This window comes from Nonomuraea sp. ATR24, from assembly GCF_041950485.1.
GTDB classification, from domain to species: Bacteria; Actinomycetota; Actinomycetes; order Streptosporangiales; family Streptosporangiaceae; genus Nonomuraea; species Nonomuraea ceibae.
The window spans coordinates 258,127-278,407 of sequence record NZ_JBGNUU010000005.1 but is presented as its reverse complement, the minus strand read 5'-3'; the positions used below and the strand labels follow the sequence as shown (position 1 = coordinate 278,407).

Annotated in this window: 25 protein-coding genes; 16 read left to right on the top strand and 9 right to left on the bottom strand. The window is 71.7% G+C overall.

Features of this window, described 5'->3' with window-relative positions; translation table 11 throughout:
- Positions 1-45 precede the first annotated feature (45 nt).
- The gene (locus ACBI99_RS15550; protein WP_219504520.1) at positions 46-462 is read right to left on the bottom strand and encodes a VOC family protein; all 417 of its coding nucleotides are present in this window, start codon (positions 460-462) and stop codon (positions 46-48) included.
- Between the two features lie 92 nt (positions 463-554).
- Between ACBI99_RS15550 and ACBI99_RS15545 the strand changes: the two genes are divergently transcribed.
- Entirely contained in the window at positions 555-1,178 is a 624-nt protein-coding gene (locus ACBI99_RS15545) for a DUF2306 domain-containing protein (protein ID WP_219504521.1), read from the top strand.
- Here ACBI99_RS15545 and ACBI99_RS15540 read toward each other — a convergent pair.
- The 3 genes from ACBI99_RS15540 to ACBI99_RS15530 are packed head-to-tail and all read right to left on the bottom strand — an operon-like array spanning position 1,175 to position 3,355.
- On the bottom strand, positions 1,175-2,350 hold the full coding sequence (locus ACBI99_RS15540; RefSeq protein WP_375072572.1) for a CU044_5270 family protein: 1,176 nt from the start codon (positions 2,348-2,350) through the stop codon (positions 1,175-1,177). The two genes, ACBI99_RS15545 and ACBI99_RS15540, sit on opposite strands and share 4 nt — an antisense overlap.
- The gene (locus tag ACBI99_RS15535; RefSeq protein ID WP_219504523.1) at positions 2,343-2,909 is read right to left on the bottom strand and encodes an RNA polymerase sigma factor; all 567 of its coding nucleotides are present in this window, start codon (positions 2,907-2,909) and stop codon (positions 2,343-2,345) included. Before ACBI99_RS15535 ends, ACBI99_RS15540 begins: the two co-directional genes overlap by 8 nt.
- Positions 2,910-2,968: 59 nt before the next feature.
- Positions 2,969-3,355 carry a hypothetical protein gene (locus tag ACBI99_RS15530; RefSeq protein WP_219504525.1) on the bottom strand — a complete coding sequence of 129 codons (387 nt, stop codon included), beginning with the start codon at positions 3,353-3,355 and terminating at the stop codon, positions 2,969-2,971.
- 89 nt (positions 3,356-3,444) lie between these two features.
- Here ACBI99_RS15530 and ACBI99_RS15525 point away from each other — a divergent pair, with 89 nt between their 5' ends.
- Positions 3,445-3,741 (top strand): GNAT family N-acetyltransferase, encoded by a 297-nt coding sequence (locus ACBI99_RS15525; protein ID WP_375072571.1) that lies wholly within the window; start codon positions 3,445-3,447, stop codon positions 3,739-3,741.
- On the opposite strand, the gene ACBI99_RS15520 is transcribed toward ACBI99_RS15525, so the two are convergent.
- Complete coding sequence (locus ACBI99_RS15520; RefSeq protein WP_375072570.1) at positions 3,728-4,357, bottom strand: hypothetical protein; 630 nt, start codon at positions 4,355-4,357, stop codon at positions 3,728-3,730. The two genes, ACBI99_RS15525 and ACBI99_RS15520, sit on opposite strands and share 14 nt — an antisense overlap.
- A gap of 126 nt (positions 4,358-4,483) precedes the next feature.
- Here ACBI99_RS15520 and ACBI99_RS15515 point away from each other — a divergent pair, with 126 nt between their 5' ends.
- Both ACBI99_RS15515 and ACBI99_RS15510 read left to right on the top strand, forming a co-directional pair.
- Positions 4,484-5,581 carry a helix-turn-helix domain-containing protein gene (locus ACBI99_RS15515; RefSeq protein WP_375072569.1) on the top strand — a complete coding sequence of 366 codons (1,098 nt, stop codon included), beginning with the start codon at positions 4,484-4,486 and terminating at the stop codon, positions 5,579-5,581.
- Positions 5,582-5,607: 26 nt separating this feature from the next.
- On the top strand, positions 5,608-6,123 hold the full coding sequence (locus ACBI99_RS15510; RefSeq protein ID WP_219504535.1) for a DUF3368 domain-containing protein: 516 nt from the start codon (positions 5,608-5,610) through the stop codon (positions 6,121-6,123).
- Between the two features lie 7 nt (positions 6,124-6,130).
- Here the strand turns inward: ACBI99_RS15510 and ACBI99_RS15505 are convergent, their stop codons facing one another.
- Both ACBI99_RS15505 and ACBI99_RS15500 read right to left on the bottom strand, forming a co-directional pair.
- Entirely contained in the window at positions 6,131-7,252 is a 1,122-nt protein-coding gene (locus tag ACBI99_RS15505) for a winged helix DNA-binding domain-containing protein (protein ID WP_375072568.1), read from the bottom strand.
- 67 nt (positions 7,253-7,319) lie between these two features.
- On the bottom strand, positions 7,320-8,675 hold the full coding sequence (locus tag ACBI99_RS15500) for a serine hydrolase domain-containing protein (RefSeq protein WP_375072567.1): 1,356 nt from the start codon (positions 8,673-8,675) through the stop codon (positions 7,320-7,322).
- A 113-nt stretch (positions 8,676-8,788) separates the two neighbouring features.
- On the opposite strand from ACBI99_RS15500, the gene ACBI99_RS15495 reads away from it, so the two are divergent.
- Entirely contained in the window at positions 8,789-9,313 is a 525-nt protein-coding gene (locus tag ACBI99_RS15495; protein WP_364167839.1) for a helix-turn-helix domain-containing protein, read from the top strand.
- Between the two features lie 82 nt (positions 9,314-9,395).
- Here the strand turns inward: ACBI99_RS15495 and ACBI99_RS15490 are convergent, their stop codons facing one another.
- Entirely contained in the window at positions 9,396-9,965 is a 570-nt protein-coding gene (locus ACBI99_RS15490) for an ArsR/SmtB family transcription factor (protein WP_375072566.1), read from the bottom strand.
- 79 nt (positions 9,966-10,044) lie between these two features.
- On the opposite strand from ACBI99_RS15490, the gene ACBI99_RS15485 reads away from it, so the two are divergent.
- From ACBI99_RS15485 to rfbD, 11 genes are all read left to right on the top strand, one after another.
- Positions 10,045-11,448, top strand: a complete 1,404-nt coding sequence (locus ACBI99_RS15485; protein WP_375072565.1) for an alpha/beta hydrolase family protein — start codon at positions 10,045-10,047, stop codon at positions 11,446-11,448.
- A 33-nt stretch (positions 11,449-11,481) separates the two neighbouring features.
- On the top strand, positions 11,482-11,838 hold the full coding sequence (locus ACBI99_RS15480) for an MmcQ/YjbR family DNA-binding protein (RefSeq protein WP_219504548.1): 357 nt from the start codon (positions 11,482-11,484) through the stop codon (positions 11,836-11,838).
- Entirely contained in the window at positions 11,838-12,323 is a 486-nt protein-coding gene (locus ACBI99_RS15475) for a GNAT family N-acetyltransferase (RefSeq protein WP_219504551.1), read from the top strand. The genes ACBI99_RS15480 and ACBI99_RS15475 overlap by 1 nt, the downstream gene beginning before the upstream one ends.
- A 352-nt stretch (positions 12,324-12,675) precedes the next feature.
- Complete coding sequence (locus tag ACBI99_RS15470) at positions 12,676-13,056, top strand: hypothetical protein (protein ID WP_375072564.1); 381 nt, start codon at positions 12,676-12,678, stop codon at positions 13,054-13,056.
- Between the two features lie 18 nt (positions 13,057-13,074).
- Positions 13,075-13,983, top strand: coding sequence for an EamA family transporter (locus ACBI99_RS15465; RefSeq protein WP_357584651.1), 909 nt, complete (start codon positions 13,075-13,077; stop codon positions 13,981-13,983).
- Between the two features lie 10 nt (positions 13,984-13,993).
- Complete coding sequence (locus ACBI99_RS15460; protein WP_375072563.1) at positions 13,994-14,740, top strand: GntR family transcriptional regulator; 747 nt, start codon at positions 13,994-13,996, stop codon at positions 14,738-14,740.
- An 18-nt stretch (positions 14,741-14,758) separates the two neighbouring features.
- On the top strand, positions 14,759-15,109 hold the full coding sequence (locus ACBI99_RS15455; RefSeq protein ID WP_219504557.1) for a hypothetical protein: 351 nt from the start codon (positions 14,759-14,761) through the stop codon (positions 15,107-15,109).
- 258 nt (positions 15,110-15,367) lie between these two features.
- Positions 15,368-16,822: a sugar transferase gene (locus ACBI99_RS15450; RefSeq protein WP_375072562.1), complete on the top strand. Its 1,455-nt coding sequence runs from the start codon at positions 15,368-15,370 to the stop codon at positions 16,820-16,822.
- Between the two features lie 2 nt (positions 16,823-16,824).
- The gene (locus ACBI99_RS15445) at positions 16,825-17,892 is read left to right on the top strand and encodes a glucose-1-phosphate thymidylyltransferase (RefSeq protein WP_219504560.1); all 1,068 of its coding nucleotides are present in this window, start codon (positions 16,825-16,827) and stop codon (positions 17,890-17,892) included.
- Positions 17,889-18,818, top strand: a complete 930-nt coding sequence (gene rfbB / locus ACBI99_RS15440; protein WP_219504564.1) for a dTDP-glucose 4,6-dehydratase — start codon at positions 17,889-17,891, stop codon at positions 18,816-18,818. Before ACBI99_RS15445 ends, rfbB begins: the two co-directional genes overlap by 4 nt.
- Positions 18,815-19,672: a dTDP-4-dehydrorhamnose reductase gene (gene rfbD, locus ACBI99_RS15435; protein ID WP_219504566.1), complete on the top strand. Its 858-nt coding sequence runs from the start codon at positions 18,815-18,817 to the stop codon at positions 19,670-19,672. The genes rfbB and rfbD overlap by 4 nt, the downstream gene beginning before the upstream one ends.
- Here rfbD and ACBI99_RS15430 read toward each other — a convergent pair.
- Entirely contained in the window at positions 19,654-20,226 is a 573-nt protein-coding gene (locus tag ACBI99_RS15430) for a dTDP-4-dehydrorhamnose 3,5-epimerase family protein (RefSeq protein WP_219504568.1), read from the bottom strand. The two genes, rfbD and ACBI99_RS15430, sit on opposite strands and share 19 nt — an antisense overlap.
- Between the last annotated feature and the right edge of the window lie 55 nt (positions 20,227-20,281).

The window sequence follows — 20,281 nt, the reverse complement described above, 5'->3', positions numbered from 1 at the left end:
GCAATCATGGCGGAGGGGAAGGACAATTTCGCCGGGCAGCAGGAGTCACCTGGGCTCAGAGGGCTCGGTGGTGGCGACCAGTTCGACCTCGAAGCCGTCCTCGTTCTCCAGGTAGGCGGCGTAGTGCTGCCTTCCGCCCGCGTACGGGTGGCGGTCGGCGTACATCAGGGTCCAGCCGTGGGAGGGGGCTCGTTCGACCAGCGCGTCCAGGCGGGGGCGGGGGCCGGCGTGGAAGGCGAGGTGGTTCAGGCCGGGGCGGGAGCGGTCGTGGTGGTCGGCGGTGAGTGCGGGGGACTGCTCCAGGACGATGTACGTGGCTCCCAGGCGCCAGCTCCGGCCGTCGGCCCAGCTCTGGAACGCGACGTAGCCGAGCGATTCCAGCAGCCATTGCCAGCTGGTCCGGGCCCGGTGGAGGTCGGGGACCCAGATTTCGACGTGGTGCAGCATCCCGGTGGTGTCCATGCTTGGTCACTGTCTCATCAGCCGAAAGTACGGTTCGGGGCGGGATCTTATGGCTGAGGTGGTTCGGGGCGCCGGTCGTCACCATCGGAGGCATGAGGGATGCGAAGGCGGCAACGCGTGGCGGGTGGCGGGTTCCGGCCGGGCTGATCGGGCTCGGTGTCGTCCCGCTGGTCGCGGGGGGCATGCGGATGGTCGAGCTGGCCGGGGGGCCGGTGGGCATGCCGGAGAGCGCGGCTTCCGGGATGCCGGTGCCGCTGGTGTCGCACATTCTCTGCGTGACCGCGTACACCGTGCTGGGGGCGTTCCAGTTCGTCCCGAGGTTACGGGGGCGTGGGGGGAACGGCTGGCATCGGCGGGTGGGGCGGGGGCTGGTCGGGTTCGGGCTGGTCGCGGCGTTCACGGGGGTGTGGATGGCCGTTCGTCCTGAGGACGGGTGGCTGCTGGTGGGCATCAGGGTCGGGTTCGGGACGGCGATGGCCGTCTGCATCGTGCTCGGGTTCGCCGCGATCCGGCGGCGGGAGGTCGCCCGGCATCGGGCGTGGATGATCCGGGGGTACGCCATCGGCCTGGGGGCGGGGACCCAGGCATTCACGCAGGCGCTGTGGGTTTCCGCGGTGGGGGTTCCGGGGGAGTCGGCCAAGGCGCTGCTTCTCGGCGCCGGGTGGGTGATCAATGTGGTGGTGGCTGAATGGGTGGTCCGGCGCGGTGCCCGCTAGCCAGGCCGGCCGCTCTCCGGTGGCGTGTCGGTCCATTCCACCTCGTACGTCTCGTACGCGGACACCTCGCCCGGCTGGTGGAAGCGTTCGGGCTGGGTGGCAGCGGTCAGGCGGCGCGGTTTGCCGTCGTCGCCGGGCGGGAGGGCGCGGGAGCCGCGTGGGGGTGTCGCCACGAGGTCGCGCATGGCCAGCAGGGTGCCGCCGGCGGGGTCGATGATCCACTGGCGTCGGTAGGTGCCGAGCTGCTGCGGCGCGGTCGAGGTGCCGAGGGGGATGGTCGTCTCCAGCGGCAGGGAGATCACCACGCCGGTGCGGCCCAGGGGGTCGGGGGCGCGACCCTCGATCGTGACGCCGGGCAGGGTGGCGAGCATGCGGTACGCGGCGGCGCGGACGGCCGGTGGGGCGGGGGCCTGGGCCAGCAGGGTGCCGGCCACGTCGCTGAGCGCTCGGACGCGGGCCTCGCCGTTGAGGGCGCGAATCGGTTGCCTCTTCACCTTCGGGGCGTAGGGCTCCCAGTTGCCTTCGAGGTCGAGCAGGGCTTCTTTCAGCGGCTCCGGGTCGGTGGGCAGGGCGGCCAGGTCGCGGGGCGTCATGCCGTGGACGCGCGGGTCGCTCATCCGGCGGCAGGCCGGCTCGTGGCCGGACGCCTCGAAGAACAGGGTGCCGCCGCCGGGCTCACGTACCTTCGCGGGCGAGCCCGCCTGCTGCCATCTGCGCCGGTCGCGGGCGGTCCAGGGGCGGGCGGGCAGGTCCCGGAGCGCGGTGCAGGACGCGCCGGTCCGGTCGGTCCACTGGTCGTAGCGCATCCTGGAATCGACCTTGTAGTGGTTCGCCGCGCTCGTGCCGACCGCGTAGATCTTCCCGCTGACGCGGGTGGTGTGCCAGTACGTGCCGGGCGGGTCGGCGCGGACGTTGGCCGCGGCCACCAGCAGGGCGTTCTCCGGGAGGGGCGCGGGCCGGTCGTCACGCGGCGATTCGTCCCGCGACGATGGCAGGGCGACGGCGACCAGCGTGGCCGCGACCAGGGCGGCAGCCGCCAGCATGCTCATCACGGGCGCCCGGCGGCGGCGCGGCGGGGTGGCGCGCCAGTCGGCGCGCAGGGCGAGCGTCTCCGGGCTCTCCTGCTCGGCCAGGGAGACGCGCATCCGGCGGAGCGCGTTCAGTTCATCCATCGTGGTCCTCCCTCGGGATGGCCTTGCGGAGCTTGGCCCTGGCGCGGTGGATCTTGGCCTTGACGGTGCCGAGGGGCAGGCCGAGGACCGCCGCGATCTCGGCGTACGACAGCTCGCCCCAGGCCAGCAGCAGGATGGCGTTGCGGTCCTGGGCGTTCAGCGTGGCGAGGGCCCTGGCCAGGCGGGGGGCGTGCGCGGCGGCGGCCACGCGGTCGCCGACCAGGTCGGCGATGCCGTCCTCGGCCGGGTCCACGCCCGTGCGGGCGAACGCCTTGTACATGCGGGTCTCCTGCCTGTGGTGCCTGGCGATCGCGTTGGCGGCGATGCCCCACAGCCAGGCGGCGAACTCCGCCCGCCCGTCGAACCGTTCCCGCTGCCGGAACGCCGTGGCGAACGTCTCCGCCACGACGTCGTCGGCGAGCGTGGGCCCGAGGCGGCGCTTGACGTAGGCGTGCAGGCGCGGCGCGTGGCGGCGGAACAGCTCGCCGAACGCTTCGGGGTCGTGCGAGGAGATGGCGACGATCGCCGAGTCGTCGAGCTGCTCCGCGGGTCGGCTCACCACGCCGGCCGTAGCCCCATGATGGATTCCTCTCGTGTCCGAGACGCTGACATATCCCTCTATCCCGATGGCCGCTCCCCGGTTGCGTCCGCCGTTAGGGTGCGCAAGTGATTTCCTTCCGCAGCATCAGCGCCGACGACCCCGCCGCCGGTGATCGCGCCGCCGTGGCCGCCGAGCTGGTCCGGGCCGCGCTGGCCGGGTTCGGGGAGCCGGTGCAGTACGCGATCAAGGTGGCCGGCGACCGGCGCGACGACCCCGCCGTGGCGTGGCGGCGGGCGGCGGCGCACGCCGCGGGCCTCACCAGGGAGGTCGAACGGCTGCAGTTCGAGTGGACGCCCGCCGACGGCGCGCCCGCGACGGCAGGCACGCTGCGGTTCGCCGAGGCGTCCGACGAGGAGTTCCTGGCCGTGTTCGCGCGGATCGCCGAAGGCAGCCTGGACGCGCACACCCGGGTGAGCGTGGCGGCCAACGGCGTCGAGGCGACCGCCCGCGAGGAGATGGACTTCTACCTGGACGCGCCGGGCGAGCGTGCGTGGTGGCGGCTCGCGTACACACCGGAAGGCGAGGTCGCGGGCTGGCCATCCCGTCGGCGACGCCGTACCACCGGAACGTCGGCTACCTCGGCGTGGTCCCCGAGCTGCGGGGGCGCGGCTACGTGGACGAGGTGCTGGCCGAGATCACCCGCTTCCACGCGGCGAACGGGGAGCCGCGCGTCACCGCCACCACCGACGTGGGCAACGCGCCGATGGCCGCCGCGTTCCGGCGCGCCGGATACCGCAATACGGAGATCCGCATCAACCTGTCCAACGACCTGCCGGTCAGCACACCTTAGGCAGCGAGCACACCTTGGCCGCCATGCGGGAGGCCGACGCGCGCAGCTTCTTGACCGCGCCCTTCCGCGAGTGGCCGAGGGTGTCCAGGTCGCCGGTGTAGAGGATCAGCGCCCGGCCCTTGCGCGTCGCGATGCCCGACATCAGGGGCGCCCACTCCCTGTTCAGCTTGTCGTACATCATCAGCCGGACCACCGCCGCCTCGTCGCCCACCCGCGTGCGCGCCACCTCCCAGCGCGTCCTCCCGTCGCCGGACCACGAGTACGGCTTGCCGTCCGGCTTCGTGCGGCAGCGGCGGGCGTCGGCGAGCAGGCCGCGCATGGCGCTCCTGGCGGCGGCCTCGCTCCGGTGGATCACGAGCTGCTCGGCGGAGTGCGAGGGCGCGCTGGTGTCGTGCGTGATCGTACGCGCCGCCGCCCGGCCCGCCGCCGGGACGCGCTTGCGGCCGCACGGGTTCAGGGTGAGGGGCGCGGTCTTCCTGTCGCTGATCTTCCACCACACCTCCGACTTCTCCATCTCGGACAGCGGGGTACGGGCTTCCTTCTCGGTCAGCAGGAAGTTCTCGGGCACCTGGACAGGCGACAGCGCCAGCGTGGCGGCGAGCAACGTGATCAACATGCCAGGTTGGATGCCCCGAATGCCGCACTTGTTCGCCGTCAGCAGGGAGCTTCATTCGAGGTAACGATTGCCGAAAAGAATCGGGGATGCCTCGTTCCTCGGATCGGCGTGTGCGAATATCGCACTATGAAGGAGCCCGGGGAGTGGGCCGATATTGGCGAGCGTGTCCGGGAATGCCGTGTAGCAGCGGACATGTCTCAAGAGCAGCTCGCGTCGGCCCTGAAGCTCGATCGCACGATGATTGCCAAGATCGAGCGTGGAGTCCGTCGTGTCGACGCGCTTGAGCTGTCCCGCCTGTCCACGGTGCTCAGGGTTCCGCTGAACTACTTCCTCACTCCGCCGCCACAGGTTGTGTCCCGCCGGACCGAGTTGGCTGAAGACACGGCGACCGACGCGGCCCGGCAGTCCTTTGGCATGGAAATCGCACTCTCCACCTGGCTCGACGACATTCGCCAGCTTGTGGAACTCGGTGAATATGCGCCGCCACGCGGCGAAAAGTACCCGGAGGCGATCGAGGATGTCCGCAGTGCTCGCCGTGCGGCTCACTGGGTGAGGGCTCGGCTCGCCCTCGAAACAGGACCCATCAATTCCCTCATGAGCGTTTGCGAACGGCTGGGGCAACTGGTCGCCGTGGTGGAGGCGCCAGGCGATGGCGCCTCCCTCATTGACGGCGATCTCGCCGTGGCGGTCGTCAGCAAGGCGGGCGAACCGGGCCGCCGGAGGTCGACAGCGGCTCACGAGCTCGGCCACATGATCATCGGGGACGAGTACTCCTCGGACATGGGCATCCATGCCTCAAGGGACGAACGCGAGGCGATCATCGACGCCTTCTCCGCAGAGCTTCTGTTGCCGGTGGAGGCCTTCGGTACGGTCACCCGGAGCGACGGGCGGGCGACGCGGGAGGACCTGGTGGTTCTCGCCGCACGCTTCAGGACCTCATGGTCGCTGACCGTACGGCAAGCCGTCGAAGCGCAAGCCATCGACAGGGGCGCGGCGAAGGAGATGCGCCGCCGGAATCCGACGCGTGCGGAGCTGATGGAGGCGGTCGGATGGACTCCGCAACCTGACCTGGAGACCGTACGAGTTCCGCCCGGCTACGCTCACGCGGTGGTGGAGTCCTACAAGAAGTCGCTCATCACTGCCCACCGTGCGGTCGAGTTGATGCGAGGTCAGATCGTGGCAGCCGACCTGCCGCTACGTGACGATGCGGATCCCGAGCTTTGAGCAGCGTGGAGCCGGACCCTGTCCTGGTGTTCGACGCGACGTGTCTCAGCCACTTCTCGCGCGCCGAGCGACTTGACGTCCTACGTGATCTGCTGTCCGGGGTCACGTGTCTCACAACGCACGTGGTGCGGGAAGAAATACGGGCGGGCTGCGGGGCGCACCCGCTCCTGCAAGCCGTGCTCGACGCCGACTGGCTCGGTCTGGCGAGACTTGACGAACTGGACGAGATCAAGTGCTTCGTCAAGTGGGTGCAGCGTATCGGTTCCGAGCAGCGGAACCTGGGAGAGGCCAGCGTGTTCTCCGCCGCCGAACTGCATCACGGGATCGCCATCACCGACGACCGTGAGGCGGTGGCGGTAGGGAGAGCACACGGACTGGAAGTGCATGGCTCCCTTTGGATTCTGGCTCGGGCGTGCCGTGATGGGAAGCTCAACGACGTGGGCGCCGGCAACATCGTGGACGCTCTGACGGCGACCGGGATGCGCCTGCCGTGTTCCGGCTCCACGTTTCCGTCCTACATGCACCACAACATGGGCTCCTGAAGGTCTCCTATCCGAGGATGCGCACCTGGGCGGCGGGGAGGGGTTTGGTCCACCAGTGGGCGTAGCGGCGGTAGGTGGCCGGGTCGCGGGCCGCCAGCAAGGTCACCAGGGCGGCGGCCTCAGTGGCGAGGGACTGCCAGGTCTCCTCGTCCAGCGGGTGGAAGGCCGTGGCCTCGATGCCGTCGTCGACCGGGCGCCAGACGCCGGCGACGTGGCCGTCCACCAGGAGGGTGGGCAGGACGTCGCCGTTGCGGCGGGTGACCAGGGGGCGGTAGGCGGGCGGGATGACGCGGCTGCGGTCGGCGTAGGCGAGCAGGATGCTGTCCCACATGGGGAGCAGGCGCGGCGGGGCGGGGGTGTCGGCGGCGGGCAGGGAGGCGCCGGCCAGGTCGTACAGCGTGACACCGCCGGGGCCGTCGAGCTCGACGACCTGGCCGGTGAGTGACTGGAGGACGCGGCGGACGACCGGGCGGCCGAGCAGGGTGAACTGGGCGAGGTCGGGCGCCGTGGCGGGGCCGAACGCCTCCAGGTAGCGCAGGGCCAGGTGGCGGAGGGAGTCGTCCTCCGGGGCCGGGGGCGTGGTCGAGGCGACGAAGGCGCGGCCGGCGAACGACCAGGGGCCGCCGGTGGGGGCGTGGCGCAGGGGCGCGAACGTGCGCAGCGCCCACCACATGCGGCGGCCGTGCTCGCCGAGACGGGACTCCAGGAGGGCTTCGATCTCGGCGGCGGTGCGCGGGACGGCAGTGAAGGCGGCGAGGTGGGGAAGCAGGGCGTCGGCGTCGTCGGCGGTCAGGCCGGTCGAGGTGAAGCGGCGGTCGTACAGCCGGACGGCGCGCAGGTTGGTCCGCATCGCGCCGTGGAAGGCCGGGTAGTCGGCGGCGTGCACGGCGTGCAGGGTGATGCGCATCAGCGTCGCCTTGACGACGGTCCCGGTGGCGAAGGCGGCGTCGAGGTCGGCCGGGTCGAAGCCGGCCAGCCGGTTCCACAGGGCCAGGTAGGGCGAGGCCGCTTCCTGGGCCTGCAGGGCGGCGATGCGGCGGATGCCGTCGCTGACGCCGAGCGGGGCGCGGCGCAGGAGCAGTTGCCGGTCGAGGGTGGCCCGGTTGAGCTGCCGGGCGGTGAGCGGCATGCCGGTGAACCTGTCCTTTCATGAAATGTCGGGAAAGGGTACCGGCTGCTCGCGCTGTCCGAGGCGGTCAGGCCGTGCGGGGGAGCGCCCGGCTGTTGTGCAGGATGCGGAAGCGCCCGTCGGCGCCGGGGTCCAGGAAGGCGACGCCGCGGTGCAGGCCGCCGTCCGGCTCGGTCTCGACGAAGTGCGTGTCGTCGAGCGCCACCAGCGTGGTGACCGGGTTGGTGACCACGGCCTCGGCGATGGCGCCGTGCGGGACGATCGTCATGGTGAGCGACGGGCCGCCCTCGTGGCTGATGCGGATCGTGGCCAGGCCCATGTCGTACGCGCCCACGTACCGGCCGGGGTCGAAGGGGACCGGGACGGCGGGCGGCGTCACGGCGGCGGGCGGGCGGACGCCGGTGAGCTCGGCCAGCAGCGGGAGCAGCAGCTCGTCGTGGAGTGCGGCGGGCGCGCCGCCGTTGGTCAGCAGCACCACGGCGGTGCCGGTGTCGGGGACCATGCGCAGGAACGCCGTCTGGCCGATGGTGGCGCCGTGGTGGCCGATCACCGCGCGGCCGTCCCACGCGTACAGCTCCATGCCGAGCCCGTACGAGGCCGGGAACCCCGACAGCGGCGGCGGGGACGACTGGTGGGTGCGGATCGCCTCGGCGGAGGCCGTGGAGAGCAGGCGGGAGCCGTCGCGGGCGAGGCCGAGCGTGAGGTGCAGGCGCGCGAACTCCAGCAGGTCGGCGGCGGACATGCAGAGCCCGCCTGCCGGGTCGAGCGCCCGGGGGAGCGACCACACGGGCGCGGGCTGGACCGTGCCGCCTGCCTCGACGTGCCCGACGGCGGCCCGGTGGAGGAGCGCCTGTTCGGGCAGGGTGACCGTGGCCGGCAGGCCGAGGGGCGCGATGAGCCGCCGGTGCACGGCCTGGCTCCAGCTCTGGCCGGTCAGCACCTCGATCAGGCGGCCGAGGACGACGAACCCGGCGTTGTTGTACGAGAACAGGGTGCCGGGGCGGACGATCTGGGCGGCGCGGGAGAGGTTGGCGACGAGGCGGGTGATGGCGTCGTCGCCGCGGCCGTAGTCGTCGAGGTCCTCGCCGGAGAAGCCGGCGGTGTGGGCCAGCAGGTGGCGCGCGGTGATGGCGGCGGCGGCGTCCTCGTCGGGCAGCGTGAAGCCGGGCAGCCGGTCGCGGATCGGCCGGTCGAGGTCGAGCAGGCCGTCGTCCACGAGTTGCATGACCAGCGTGGCCGTCCACGTCTTGGTGATGGAGCCGACCTGGAACAGGGAGTCGGTGGTGGCCGGGACGCCGGTGCGCAGGTTGAGGGTGCCGGTGGCGGCTTCGGTGACGGCGTCGTCGTGCAGGACGGCGATCACGGCCCCGGGGACGCGGTGGCGTTCGGCGAGCGTGGTGAGGCGTTCTTGCAGATCGGGCATGGCGGGGGTCCTTCCAGGAGCGATTGACTTCATTTTTGAGACTATAGCCAGAAACGAAATCAATGACCACGGCCGCGCTACGATTCCGGGGTCGGGAGATCGGGAGGACGTCAGTGAGCGATGTAGGTGTGCTGCACCCCGTACGGGTCCGGGTGGTGCAGATCCTGGCGCTCGGCCCCCGCACCGGCACGCAGCTCCGCCAGGCGCTGCCCGAGGTGCCCTACAGCAGCCTCTACCGGCACATCCGGTGGCTCACCGACGCGGGCGTCGTCCACGTCACCGGCGAACGCAAGGTGCGCGGCGCGGTCGAGCACACCTACGAGCTGGACGAGAGCGCGGTCCAGGGCGCGCTGCCCGATCCGGGGGAGCTGACCCCGGCCGACCATGACCGGGCGGTGACCGCGTTCGTGACCGGGCTGATGGCGCAGGCGCACGCCTACCTGGGCAATCCGCCCGACGATCCGGTCGCCGACGGGCTCACGTACACGCTGGTGCACCTGTGGGCCGACCCTGGCGACGTGGCGCGCATCCACGCGGGGCTGCGCGAGCTGATCGGCCCGCTGCTGGAGAAGGAGCCGGCCGAGGGGCGGCGGCAGATCACGCTCGGCGTCGTGACGATCCCGCAGCCGCGCCCCTGATCAGCGGCCGAACATCAAGGCGACGACGAGGGCCGGCATCGCGCCCCATAAGGGGCCGGTGATCCGCTCCGTCGTGGTCGTGTCAGTCCTCGTCGGCGGGGAGGGCGAACAGGCGGACGTGGATGGGACGGGCGCCGGGCGGGGCTTCCTCGGGCCGGTGGTTGTACTTCAGCAGCAGCGCGATGTAGGCGTCGAAGAACTCGGCGAACTCCTCCTTGGTCATGCGTCCCATGCCGCGCGACGCCTTGGCCCAGTCGGGGTCGCGGTAGTAGGCGGCCGGGAAGCGCTCCAGCAGCTCGCGGTCCTCCTCCAGGCCCATGCGCTGGAACTCCGCCAGCACCGGCCGGTCCTCGGGCGCGAGCTGGTCGGCCGTCGGCAGGCGCAGGTCGCGGGGGCTGTCGGACTTGCGCCACCAGCGCTCCCTGCCGGCGGAGCGCTCGGGGATCTCCTCGATGAGGCCGTGCTTCTCCAGTTGGCGCAGGTGATAGCTGGTGGTGCCGGTCTTGGCGCCGAGCAGCTCGCCGAGGGTGGTGGAGGTGGCGGGGCCGTGGATGCCGAGGTGGCGCAGCATCAGCCGGCGCATGGGATGCGCGAGGGCCTTGAGCCTCTCCGGGTCGAGCAGGGAAGGCTCTTCGGGCTCCTCATCCTTCATGACGATCAGTCTAGTCCGTGCGAGTGAGATTTGCAGAGAACTCTCTGCCGATAAGTCTCTGCAGATTATATTCGGCGATATGAGACGACTTTTCGCCGCATTGGCGGTCGTGCTGGCGCTGGTCGCCACACCCGCGGCGGCCATCGCCGACGAGCCGGAGCCGGCCGTCCCGTCCGACCTGGCCGCCACGGAGGTGAGCTTCCGCGGCAGCGGCGGGCTCACCCTGCACGGCACCGTCCTGTCCCCCCGCACCCCCGGCGAGCGCCCCGGGATGGTCCTCGTGCACGGAGCCGGTACGGGCACGCCCAGGACCAAGCTGATGGGCGAGGCCGTCGAGTTCGCCCGCCGCGGCATGGCCGTGCTGATCTACGACAAGCGGTCCGAGGGCTACTCGCTCTTCGAGCGCTCCTACGAGCAACTGGCCGAGGACGCGCTCGGCGCCGTCGCCGCTCTCGGCGAGCAGGACCGGGTCGGCAAGGTCGGCATCTGGGGCCTGAGCGAGGGCGGCTGGGTCGCCCCGATCGCGGCGTCGCGGTCGCCGGAGATCGCGTTCGTGGTGCTCGTCGGCGCGAACTCCCTGCAGCCGCTGCGCCAGCAGACCTGGGCCGTGGCCGCCGGGCTGCGCAAGGCCGGGGTGTCCGGGTCGCTGGTGGACCGGGCCGAGCACAACCTGTATCGAGCCATCGCCGACGGCGGCCTGTTCCCCGAGCCGTACCACGACGCCGAGGCGGTCCTCGCGGCGGTGCGCCAGCCGGTGCTGTCGATCTGGGGCACGAACGACCTGCTGACGCCGCCGCAGGAGAGCCCGCCCGTGATGGCCGCCGCCCTGGAGAAGGGCGGCAACCGGCAGTACGCGTTCCGCTTCGTCGCCGACGCCGACCACGCCGCGCACCGGACCCCCGACGGCGGCGTGACGCGGCTGCCCGAGCTCGCCCCAGGCTACGCCGACGCGGTCGGCGCTTGGGTCGAGCAGGTCGTCGCCGGCAAGGCGCCCACGGCCGACGTGTCAGGCCCCGAGCCGCAGCAGGCGTCACGCACCCGGCCCGTCGAGCCGCCTGCCTGGTGGGAGTCGGCCCCGGTGCAGACGGCCGCGCTGGTGCTGTTCGTCGTGGCGTTCCTCGCCTACCCGGTGGTCGCGCTGGTCAGGCGGCTGCGCGGGGCGTCGCGGGCCCCCGCCAGCCGGGCCGCGCGCCTGGTCAGCGCGGGCGGGCTGGTGGCGGTGCTGGGCGGGTTCGGCTACCTGTTCAGCGTGGTCATGAGCGGAGGGAAGCTTGCCTCACCCGGTCCCCTGCTGGCGGGGCGGCCGGTGATCTGGCTGGCGCTCCAGGTGCTGGCGGTGGCGGTCGTCGCGGCCACCGTGCTCGCCGCGCTCGCCTGGCGGCGGACGTCGGCCGGAGGGGAGAAGGTCCGGCTCGGCGTGCTGCTGGCCGGCGGCCTGGTCTTCGTCCCGTGGGCCTTCTACTGGGGGCTGCTGATCCCTTAGGAACTGTCGGCGGCGTTTGCTACACAGGAGCACATGGGTGTGACCGTCGATGAATTCCTCACCATGCTGGACAGCCTGCCGGAGGTGCGCACGAGCGACGGCGGGAGCTGGGTCGCGCTCAAGGTGCGTGACAAGGGCTTCGGCTACCTGTGGGAGGAGACCGAGACCGTCGGGCTCAAGTCCACCATCGAGGAGCAGCTCGCGCTCGTGGCCGAGCGGCCCGAGGTGTTCGAGATCCAGTTCACCGCCGGGCGGTTCGGGTGGGTCGTCGTCCACCTCGACAGGATCGAGATGGACGAGCTGTTCGAGCTGACCGCCGAGGCGTGGTGCCTGACCGCGCCCAAGCACCTCGTCACCGCTTTCGAGGAGGCCCATAAAATCGGTCAGTAATGGGACAGATAGGGCTGAGAGAGTGGCGTGAGGACGACGCTCCGGCGGTGCTGCGTGCCTTCCGGTCGCCGGACATGGCCACTCAGGCGTCCTGGCCGGTCGTCACGCTCCAGGACGCGGTCGGCTGGATCGCCTCCTGGACCGGCGTGGGCCACGCGTTCGCCGTCACGCTCGGTGGGCGGGTCGTCGGCAACGTGGCGGTGACGGGGATCGACAGGCACGACAACGGCTGGGTGTCCTACTGGACGGTGCCCGAGGTGCGGGGGCGCGGCGTCGCCTCGGCGGCCACCGCCGAGCTGGCCCGATGGGCGTTCGGGGAGCGCGGGCTGTTCCGGTTGGAGCTGGGGCACCGCACCGACAACCCGGCCTCGTGCCGGGTGGCCACCAAGGCGGGCTTCCGCCCGGAGGGCGTCGAGCGCGGGAAGCTTCACTACGACGGGATCCGCTACGACGTCGAACGCCACGCCCGCCTCGCCACCGACTGACATCACCTCCGGAACACGCCGCCTTCCGGTGCGGGCGCCTCGCCGCTGAGTGGCGGTGCCTCCCGGATGCGGCGTCCTCCACCGACCGGCGGGCGCCTTCCGGATGCGCCCGCCCCGCCCCGGGGTGGCGGGACGGAGGGACGGGGGCGGGGGGGATCTGGGGAGGCTGGGGGATTCGGGGGTCCCGGGCTTCCCGGGGATCGGAGCTGAGGTGCTCCAGGGCTCGGGGATCCGGGGCGCTGAGGGGATCGCCGGGGGCGGGGTAGTTGGCGGGATCTGTGGGATCTCTGGGATCCGGCGGGTAAATGGGATCGCCTGGTTATTTGGGGGCGGGGTGATCTACGCTTTTGTGGTGGACAGCGACAGTCTGGCCGCGGCCGCGCTCCTGGCGGGCCTGAGCCGGGCCTCGGGAATCCTCGCCGAGTTACATCACCCGTTCGTGCGCAGCGCGCCGTTCGCCGCCTTCCTCCCGCCCGCCGGGGCCCGTACCGGCGTCATGTTCACCCTGCCCGACGGCCGTGAGGTCACCGTCGCGGTCTCCATCGCCGCATCGGGCGGCGGCGTGCTGCAGGTCGACGGCGCGGTCACTCTCGACGGCGAGCCGCTGCTCGATCTTCCCCGCCGGACCGCCGTGGAGCTGGGCGACGCCCTGGCGGTCCTGGACGAGTACGTGGCGGACGTGGCGCAGCCCACAGGCCGGCTGCTGGACCAGCTACTGGACGAAATTGTCTAGTTGTCAGACAATGTCTGTATGAGGAACGGACCGCTCGCCGTCGTGGCCGCCGCCGTGCTGTGGGGCACGGCCGGCACCGCGGGCATGCTCGTCTCGGACGACTCCGTCGCGCTGGCCGCCGCCCGGCTCGTCATCGGCGGCGCGGCGCTGGCCCTGCTCGCCCGGGGCGGGCTGCGGCAGGCGGTGCGCCCCGGTCTGCTGCTGGCCGCCGTGGCCGTCGCCGCGTACCAGCTCTGCTTCTACGCCGCCGTCGCCCGCACCGGCGTGGCCATCGGCACGGTGGTGGCGATCGGCAGCGGGCCGGTGTTCACCGGGCTGCTGTCCTGGCTGATGCACCGGCAGCGGCCGAGCGCCCGGTGGGCGGCGGCGACGGCGGCGGCGGTGGCCGGGTGCGCGGCGCTGATCGCGGGCGGCGGCGCGCAGGCCGGTGGCCAGGTGGTGTCCGGTGTGCTGTTCGCGCTGCTGGGCGGCCTGCTCTACGCCTTCTACGCGGTCAGCGCGGCCCGCGCCATCAGCGGCGGCAGCTCGTCGAACGCGGTGATGGGCGTGCTGTTCGGCGGCGCGGCGGTCATCATGCTGCCGGTCCTGATCTGGCGGGGCTCCGGCCTGCTCGGGCCGGGCTCCTCCTGGCCGGTCGAGCCGATCGTCCTGCTCGCCGTCCTCTACCTGGGCCTGGGCACCACCGCGCTGTCCTACTTCCTGTACGGGCGCGGGCTGCGGACCACTCCGGTGGCCACGGCCGCCACGCTGGCGCTGGCCGAGCCGGCTGTCGCGGCGCTGCTGGGCCTGGTGGTGCTCGGTGAGCGGCTGGCCCCGGTCTCGATCGGCGGGCTGGTGCTGCTGGGGGTCAGCCTGGTGGCCGTGGCGCTGCCCGAGAGGCCGGCCCGGGTGGACGTACGGGAGAAAACGCCCGCCGGGGCGCGTTAGAGTCGCACGCGTGACGCCGCCCACCCAGCCGCCCACCCAGCCGCCCACCCAGCCCGGCCATCCAGTCCGGCCAACCCAGCCGGTCCAGTCGACCCAGCCGACCCAGTCGCCGATCCGGCCTGTGTCCGCTGTCGGCGCGCTGGCTGACGCGCTGCGCCGCCGGGTGCTCTCCGGCGAGATCGAGCCGGGCACGCCGCTGCCCGAGCAGGAGATCGCCGCGGCCTACGGCGTGGCCAGGCCGACGGTGCGCGAAGCGCTGGCCGTGCTGGTGCACGAGGGGCTGCTCAGGCGCGAGCGCAACCGCAGCGCGCATGTCGCCGAGGTGACGCTTTCGGACCTGGACGACCTGATGTTCGTGCGCAGGCCGCTGGAGGACCTGATGGCCACGGCCGTGGCCGGGCGGCGGGTGCCGGAGGCCGACGCGGCGCTGGCGCGGATGGCGGCGCTGCCCGCCGACGCGCCCTGGTCGGATTCGGTCGCCGAGCACATGGCGCTGCACGAGGCCCTGATCGAGGCGGTCGGCAGCCCTCGGCTGGAGCGGCTCTACGGGGCGCTGGCGGCCGAGACCCGGCTCGGGCTGGTGCGGCTGCGGCAGGTCTACGAGGAGCGTGACGTGCTCGTGCGTGAGCATCGCGAACTGCTCGACGCCATCGCCGAAGGGCCCGCCGAGGCGGCCAGGGCGGCAGTGGCGGCGCATCTCAGCCATTCGTGGGGTCACTCCCAAAGCAGCGCGAACCCTTGCGGGACTGCCCCGTAACTCGCAAGAATCGCGGCCATGCACGGCGAACCAGTGCCGGACTCCTATGTGTATGTCACGGAGGAGGGCGTCACCCGTCACTACGCGGACGGGAGCGTCGAGGCCCTCGCATGGGAGGACGTCGTGGAGGTCCGTGTGGCCACCGAGCCGGAGGCCGACGTCCTCTACATCTTGCTCGATCGGGAGGGCGAAGGGTGCGTGGTGCCGCGTTCGGCAACCGACGCCACTTTTCTGGCGCGCCTCCGCTATCTTCCTGATTTCGACCTCGACAGGTTGACCACGGCGTCGGATTCGGCGCATGACGGCGTTGTGGTCGTGTGGCGGAGCCCCGATCCGCCGTCCGCATTGCCCGATCTTGAGTATGACTAGCCTGTCACCTGCCGAAATACCGGCATAAACCTCGCATTTTCCCGAACTGTGCCGCATCACTGGTGGACCGTTCCGTCAAGCCCTGGAGCCGGATCGCCGGCCGTCCGATTGTGGCCAAAAGTCGATATTCCCCATTACAAGTTGGATCTTTACTCTTTAGTGGGGGCCGCCGCCCTTGATTGTGCATGGGGTGTTGTCAACCCATGGGGTTCAAGGAACGTCACGTTAACGCGGTGCACATGAGTTCTGGGTGGTGCTATGAGGGTGGGGACTGAGGAGTCCGCTGTCGTGCTCCTCGAGGCCGTGCCACGCCATGCGTCCAGCATCTGGACACGGGCGTATCTACGGCTTCTGTTATCCGGGGACACGATCTGCGCATTACTGGCATGCGTCTGCGTGCTGAGCGTCCGGCTGATCTACGGGGCCTACATTCCGCCGGAGGAGTTCCTGCTGGGATTCGCCCTGGTGGCGGCCTGGCCGGTGGCGCTCAGGGTCGGCGGCGCGTATCGCCAGCGCGCGAACGGCGAGGGAACGGACGAGTTCAAGGCGGTGTTCAACGGCGGGGTGGGACTGATGGCCGCCGTCGCCATCGGCGCATATGCCACGCAGACCGCGATCGCGCGGAGCTTCGTGATGGCGATGCTGCCGCTGGCGCTGCTTTCCACGCTTTTCTTCAGATATCGGATGCGCAAGCGCCTGCATCGCCGCCGGGCGGTCGGCGACTACATGCGCCAGGTCATCGCCGTCGGGCATCGGGAGTCGATTCTCGACCTGGTGATGCAGTTCCGCCGTCAGCCGTATCACGGGATGCGGGTCGTGGGGGCCTGCCTGCCGCAGGACCGGATGGACGCCGACCTGGACGGGATCCCGGTCCTCGGTGACTTCGCCGAGGTGGCGGACGTGGTGGCGCACACCCGGGCCGACGCGGTCGCCGTGCTGGCCTGCCCGGAGTTCGACGGGTCGGCGCTGCGCCGGCTCGCCTGGAGCCTGGAGGCCACGCGCACCGACCTGTTTGTGGCGCCCGCGCTCATGGACGTGGCGGGGCCGCGCATCAGCATCAGGCCGGTCGCCGGGATGCCGCTGCTTCACGTGGAGCATCCCGAGTTCGACGGCGGTCGGCAGTTCGTCAAGAGCGTGTTCGACCGGGTGGTGGCGGGGGCCGCGGTGCTGCTGCTCGCGCTGCCGCTGCTGGCGATCGCGCTGCTCATCCGGATGACCAGCCAGGGCCCGGCGCTGTTCCACCAGACAAGAGTGGGCAGGCGGGGCAAGGAATTCCAGGTCGTGAAATTTCGCACGATGGTGGTGGACGCGGAACGCCTGAAAGGCTCCTTGATCAATTCGAACGAGTTCGACGGGGTGCTGTTCAAGATTCGGAACGATCCAAGGATCACCCGTGTGGGAGCGTTCCTGCGCCGCTACTCGCTCGACGAGCTCCCGCAGCTCCTCAACGTGGTCCGCGGCGAGATGTCGCTCGTCGGCCCGCGCCCGCCGCTGCCGGAGGAGGTCGCCCAGTACGGCACCGACGTGCGCCGCCGCCTGGTCGTCAAGCCGGGCATGACCGGCCTCTGGCAGGTCAGCGGGCGCTCCGACCTGTCCTGGGAGGAGTCGGTCCGGCTCGACCTGCGGTACGTGGAGAACTGGTCGCTCATCCTGGACCTGCAGATTCTCTGGAAGACCTGGTCCGTCGTCACCCGTGGAGAAGGGGCCTACTGACCGTGAAAGCACTCGTGCTCGCCGGAGGGTCGGGCACACGGCTCCGGCCCATCACCCACACCTCGGCCAAGCAGCTCGTGCCCGTCGCCAACAAGCCCGTGCTGTTCTACGGGTTGGAGGCCATCGCGGCGGCCGGCATCCGCGAGCTCGGCCTGGTCGTGGGCGACACCCAGGCGGAGATCGAGGCGGCGGTCGGCGACGGCTCCGCGTTCGGGCTGGAGGTCACGTACCTGCGCCAGGAGGCGCCGCTCGGGCTGGCCCACGGCGTGCTGATCGCCCGGGACTTCCTCGGCGACGACGACTTCGTCATGTACCTGGGCGACAACTTCATCGTCGGCGGCATCACCGGCCTGGTGGACCGCTTCGCCCGGGAGCGGCCCGCCGCGCAGATCATGCTCACCCGGGTGGGCGATCCCCGCCAGTTCGGGGTGGCCGAGCTCGACGACCGGGGCCGGGTCGTCGGCCTGGAGGAGAAGCCGGCCCGCCCGAAGAGCGATCTGGCGCTGGTCGGCGTCTACCTGTTCAGCCCGGCGGTGCACGAGGCGGTGGCCGAGCTGAAGCCGTCGGGCCGGGGCGAGCTGGAGATCACCGACGCCATCCAGTGGCTGCTCGAAGCCGGTCTGCCCGTCGAGTCGTCGGTGATCACCGGCTACTGGAAGGACACCGGCAACGTCACCGACATGCTGGAGGTCAACCGGCTGGTGCTCGAATCGCTCGAGGCCGGAGTGCTCGGCTCGGTCGACGACGCCAGCGAGCTGGTCGGCCGGGTCCTGGTCGAGCCGGGCGCGGTCGTCGAACGCTCGCGCCTGGTCGGCCCGGTGATCGTCGGGTCCGGCGCGGTCGTCCGTGACAGCTACGTCGGCCCGTTCACCTCGATCGGGGCCGGGTGCGCGGTCACCCGCAGCGAGATCGAGTACTCGATCGTGCTGCCCAGGGCGTCGATCGAGGGCGTGGGCCGGATCGAGTCGTCGCTCATCGGCCACGACGTCGAGGTCACCCCGGCTCCCAACACGCCCAGAGCCCACCGTCTCGTGCTGGGCGATCACAGCAAGGTACAGATCAGTTCATGAAGAGAATCCTGGTGACGGGCGGCGCGGGCTTCATCGGCTCGCACTTCGTCCACGGGCTGTCCGGTGCGGACGTGACCGTGCTGGACAAGCTCACCTACGCGGGCAACCGGGCCAACCTCGAAGGCGCGCCGCACACGTTCGTGCACGGCGACATCTGCGACGGCGCGCTGCTGGCCGAGGTGGTGCCGGGCCACGACCTGGTGGTGAACTTCGCCGCCGAGTCGCACGTCGACCGCTCGATCGCGGGCGCCGGCGAGTTCGTCCGCACCAACGTGCTGGGCACCCAGACGCTGCTGCAGGCGTGCCTGGACGCGGGCGTGCCCAAGGTGGTGCAGGTGTCGACGGACGAGGTGTACGGGTCCATCGACATCGGCTCCTGGGACGAGTCCGCCCCGCTCCAGCCGAGGTCGCCGTACGCGGCGGCGAAGGCGGGCGGCGACCTCATCGCCCGCTCGTACGCGGTCACGTACGGGCTGGACGTGTCGATCACCCGGTGCGGCAACAACTACGGGCCGCGGCAGTACCCGGAGAAGGTGATCCCGCTGTTCGTCACGAACCTGCTGCGCGGCCGGAAGGTCCCACTGTACGGCGACGGCGGCAACGTGCGCGACTGGATCCACGTTGAGGACCACTGCGCGGGCATCCGCCTGGTCGCCGAGGTGGGCAAGCCGGGCGAGGTCTACCACATCGCGGGCACCGCCGAGCTGACCAACAAGGAGCTGACCGGCCGCCTGCTGGACGCGACCGGGCACAGCTGGGCCATGGTCACGCCCGTCGAGGACCGCAAGGGCCACGACCGCCGCTACTCGCTGGACGACCGCAAGCTGCGGGCGCTCGGCTACGCGCCGCGCATCCCGTTCGACCAGGGGCTGCGCGAGACCGTGCGGTGGTACGCCGACAACCGTGACTGGTGGGACGGGTTATGAGGTGGCTGATCACGGGCGGCGGCGGGATGCTGGCCGCCGACGTGCTCGACAGGATCGGGCTGACCGGTGAGCCGGTGCTCGCGCTCGGCCGGTCGGAGCTGGACCTGCGGGACGCCAGGGCGGTGCGCGACTTCGTCTCCGCCTACCGGCCGAGGGTGGTGGTCAACTGCGCCGCCTGGACCGCCGTGGACGAGGCGGAGACGCGCGAGGCCGAGGCGCTGGCGGTCAACGGTCACGCGGTGCGCACGCTGGCCGAGGCGTGCGAGCGCGTGGGGGCGCGGCTGGTGCACGTGTCGACCGACTACGTCTTCGACGGCGCCGGGGTGCTCCCGTACGCGGAGGACGCGCCGACGGCGCCGCTCAACGCCTACGGGCGCACCAAGCTCGCGGGCGAACTGGCGGCGCTGGGGCACGGCCACTACGTGGTGCGGACGGCGTGGCTGTACGGCGCCACGGGGCGCAACTTCGTCCGCACGATGATCGAGCTGGCCGGGAGCCGCCCGTTCGTGGACGTGGTCGCCGACCAGCGCGGCCAGCCCACCTGGTCGGCCGACCTGGCCGACTTCCTGGTCCGGCTGGCCCAGTCGGACCTGCCGCCGGGCGTCTACCACGGCACCAGCTCGGGCGAGACGACCTGGCACGGCCTGGCCACGGAGGTCTTCACGCTGCTCGGCGCCGACCCGGCCCGGGTGCGCCCGGTGCCGGCGGCGGCCTTCCCGCGCCCGGCGCCCCGGCCCGCCTACAGCGTGCTGGCCGGCACCCGGTGCGAGCTGATGCGCCCCTGGCGCGAGGCGTTGCACGCCGCCTGGCCGGTGCTGGCGGGGAAGGCGGGCCGTCAGTGCGTCGTCGCGTAGAACCGCCGGCACGCCTCGAAGTCGGGCAGGAGGCCGGCGGTCATCGCCTCCTTGAGCGTGGGCGCCGCCGCGTCCTTGTCCGACAGCAGCGGCTCGGGCCCCCACGGGATCGCCAGGTCCGCGTCGAGCGGGTGCACGCCGTGCTCGCGGCCCGGGTTGTAGGGCTGGGAGCACAGGTAGACGACCGTGGCCTGCTCGCTCGTCGCCTGGAACGCGTGGCCCAGCCCTTCGGCGACGAGCACCGCCCGGCGCTCCCGGTCGTCCAGCGTCACGGCCTCCCACCGGCCGAACGACGGCGAGCCCGTACGCAGGTCGACGACCACGTCCATGACGCTGCCCTGCACGCACATGACGTACTTGGCCTGGCCGGGCGGCACGTCGGCGAAGTGCACGCCGCGCAGCACCCCCCGGGCGGAGACCGAGCAGTTCACCTGGGCCACGTCGAACGGGCGTGGCAGGTCGGCGGCCCGGTACGCCTCCAGGAACGCGCCACGCGGGTCGGTGTGGACGCGAGGCGTGTGGCACCAGGCGCCGTCGATGCCGAGGGGATCCATGACGCGCACAGTAACGAGTGCGGCAGTCCGAGCGAAATATCCCACGGCCTTGGAG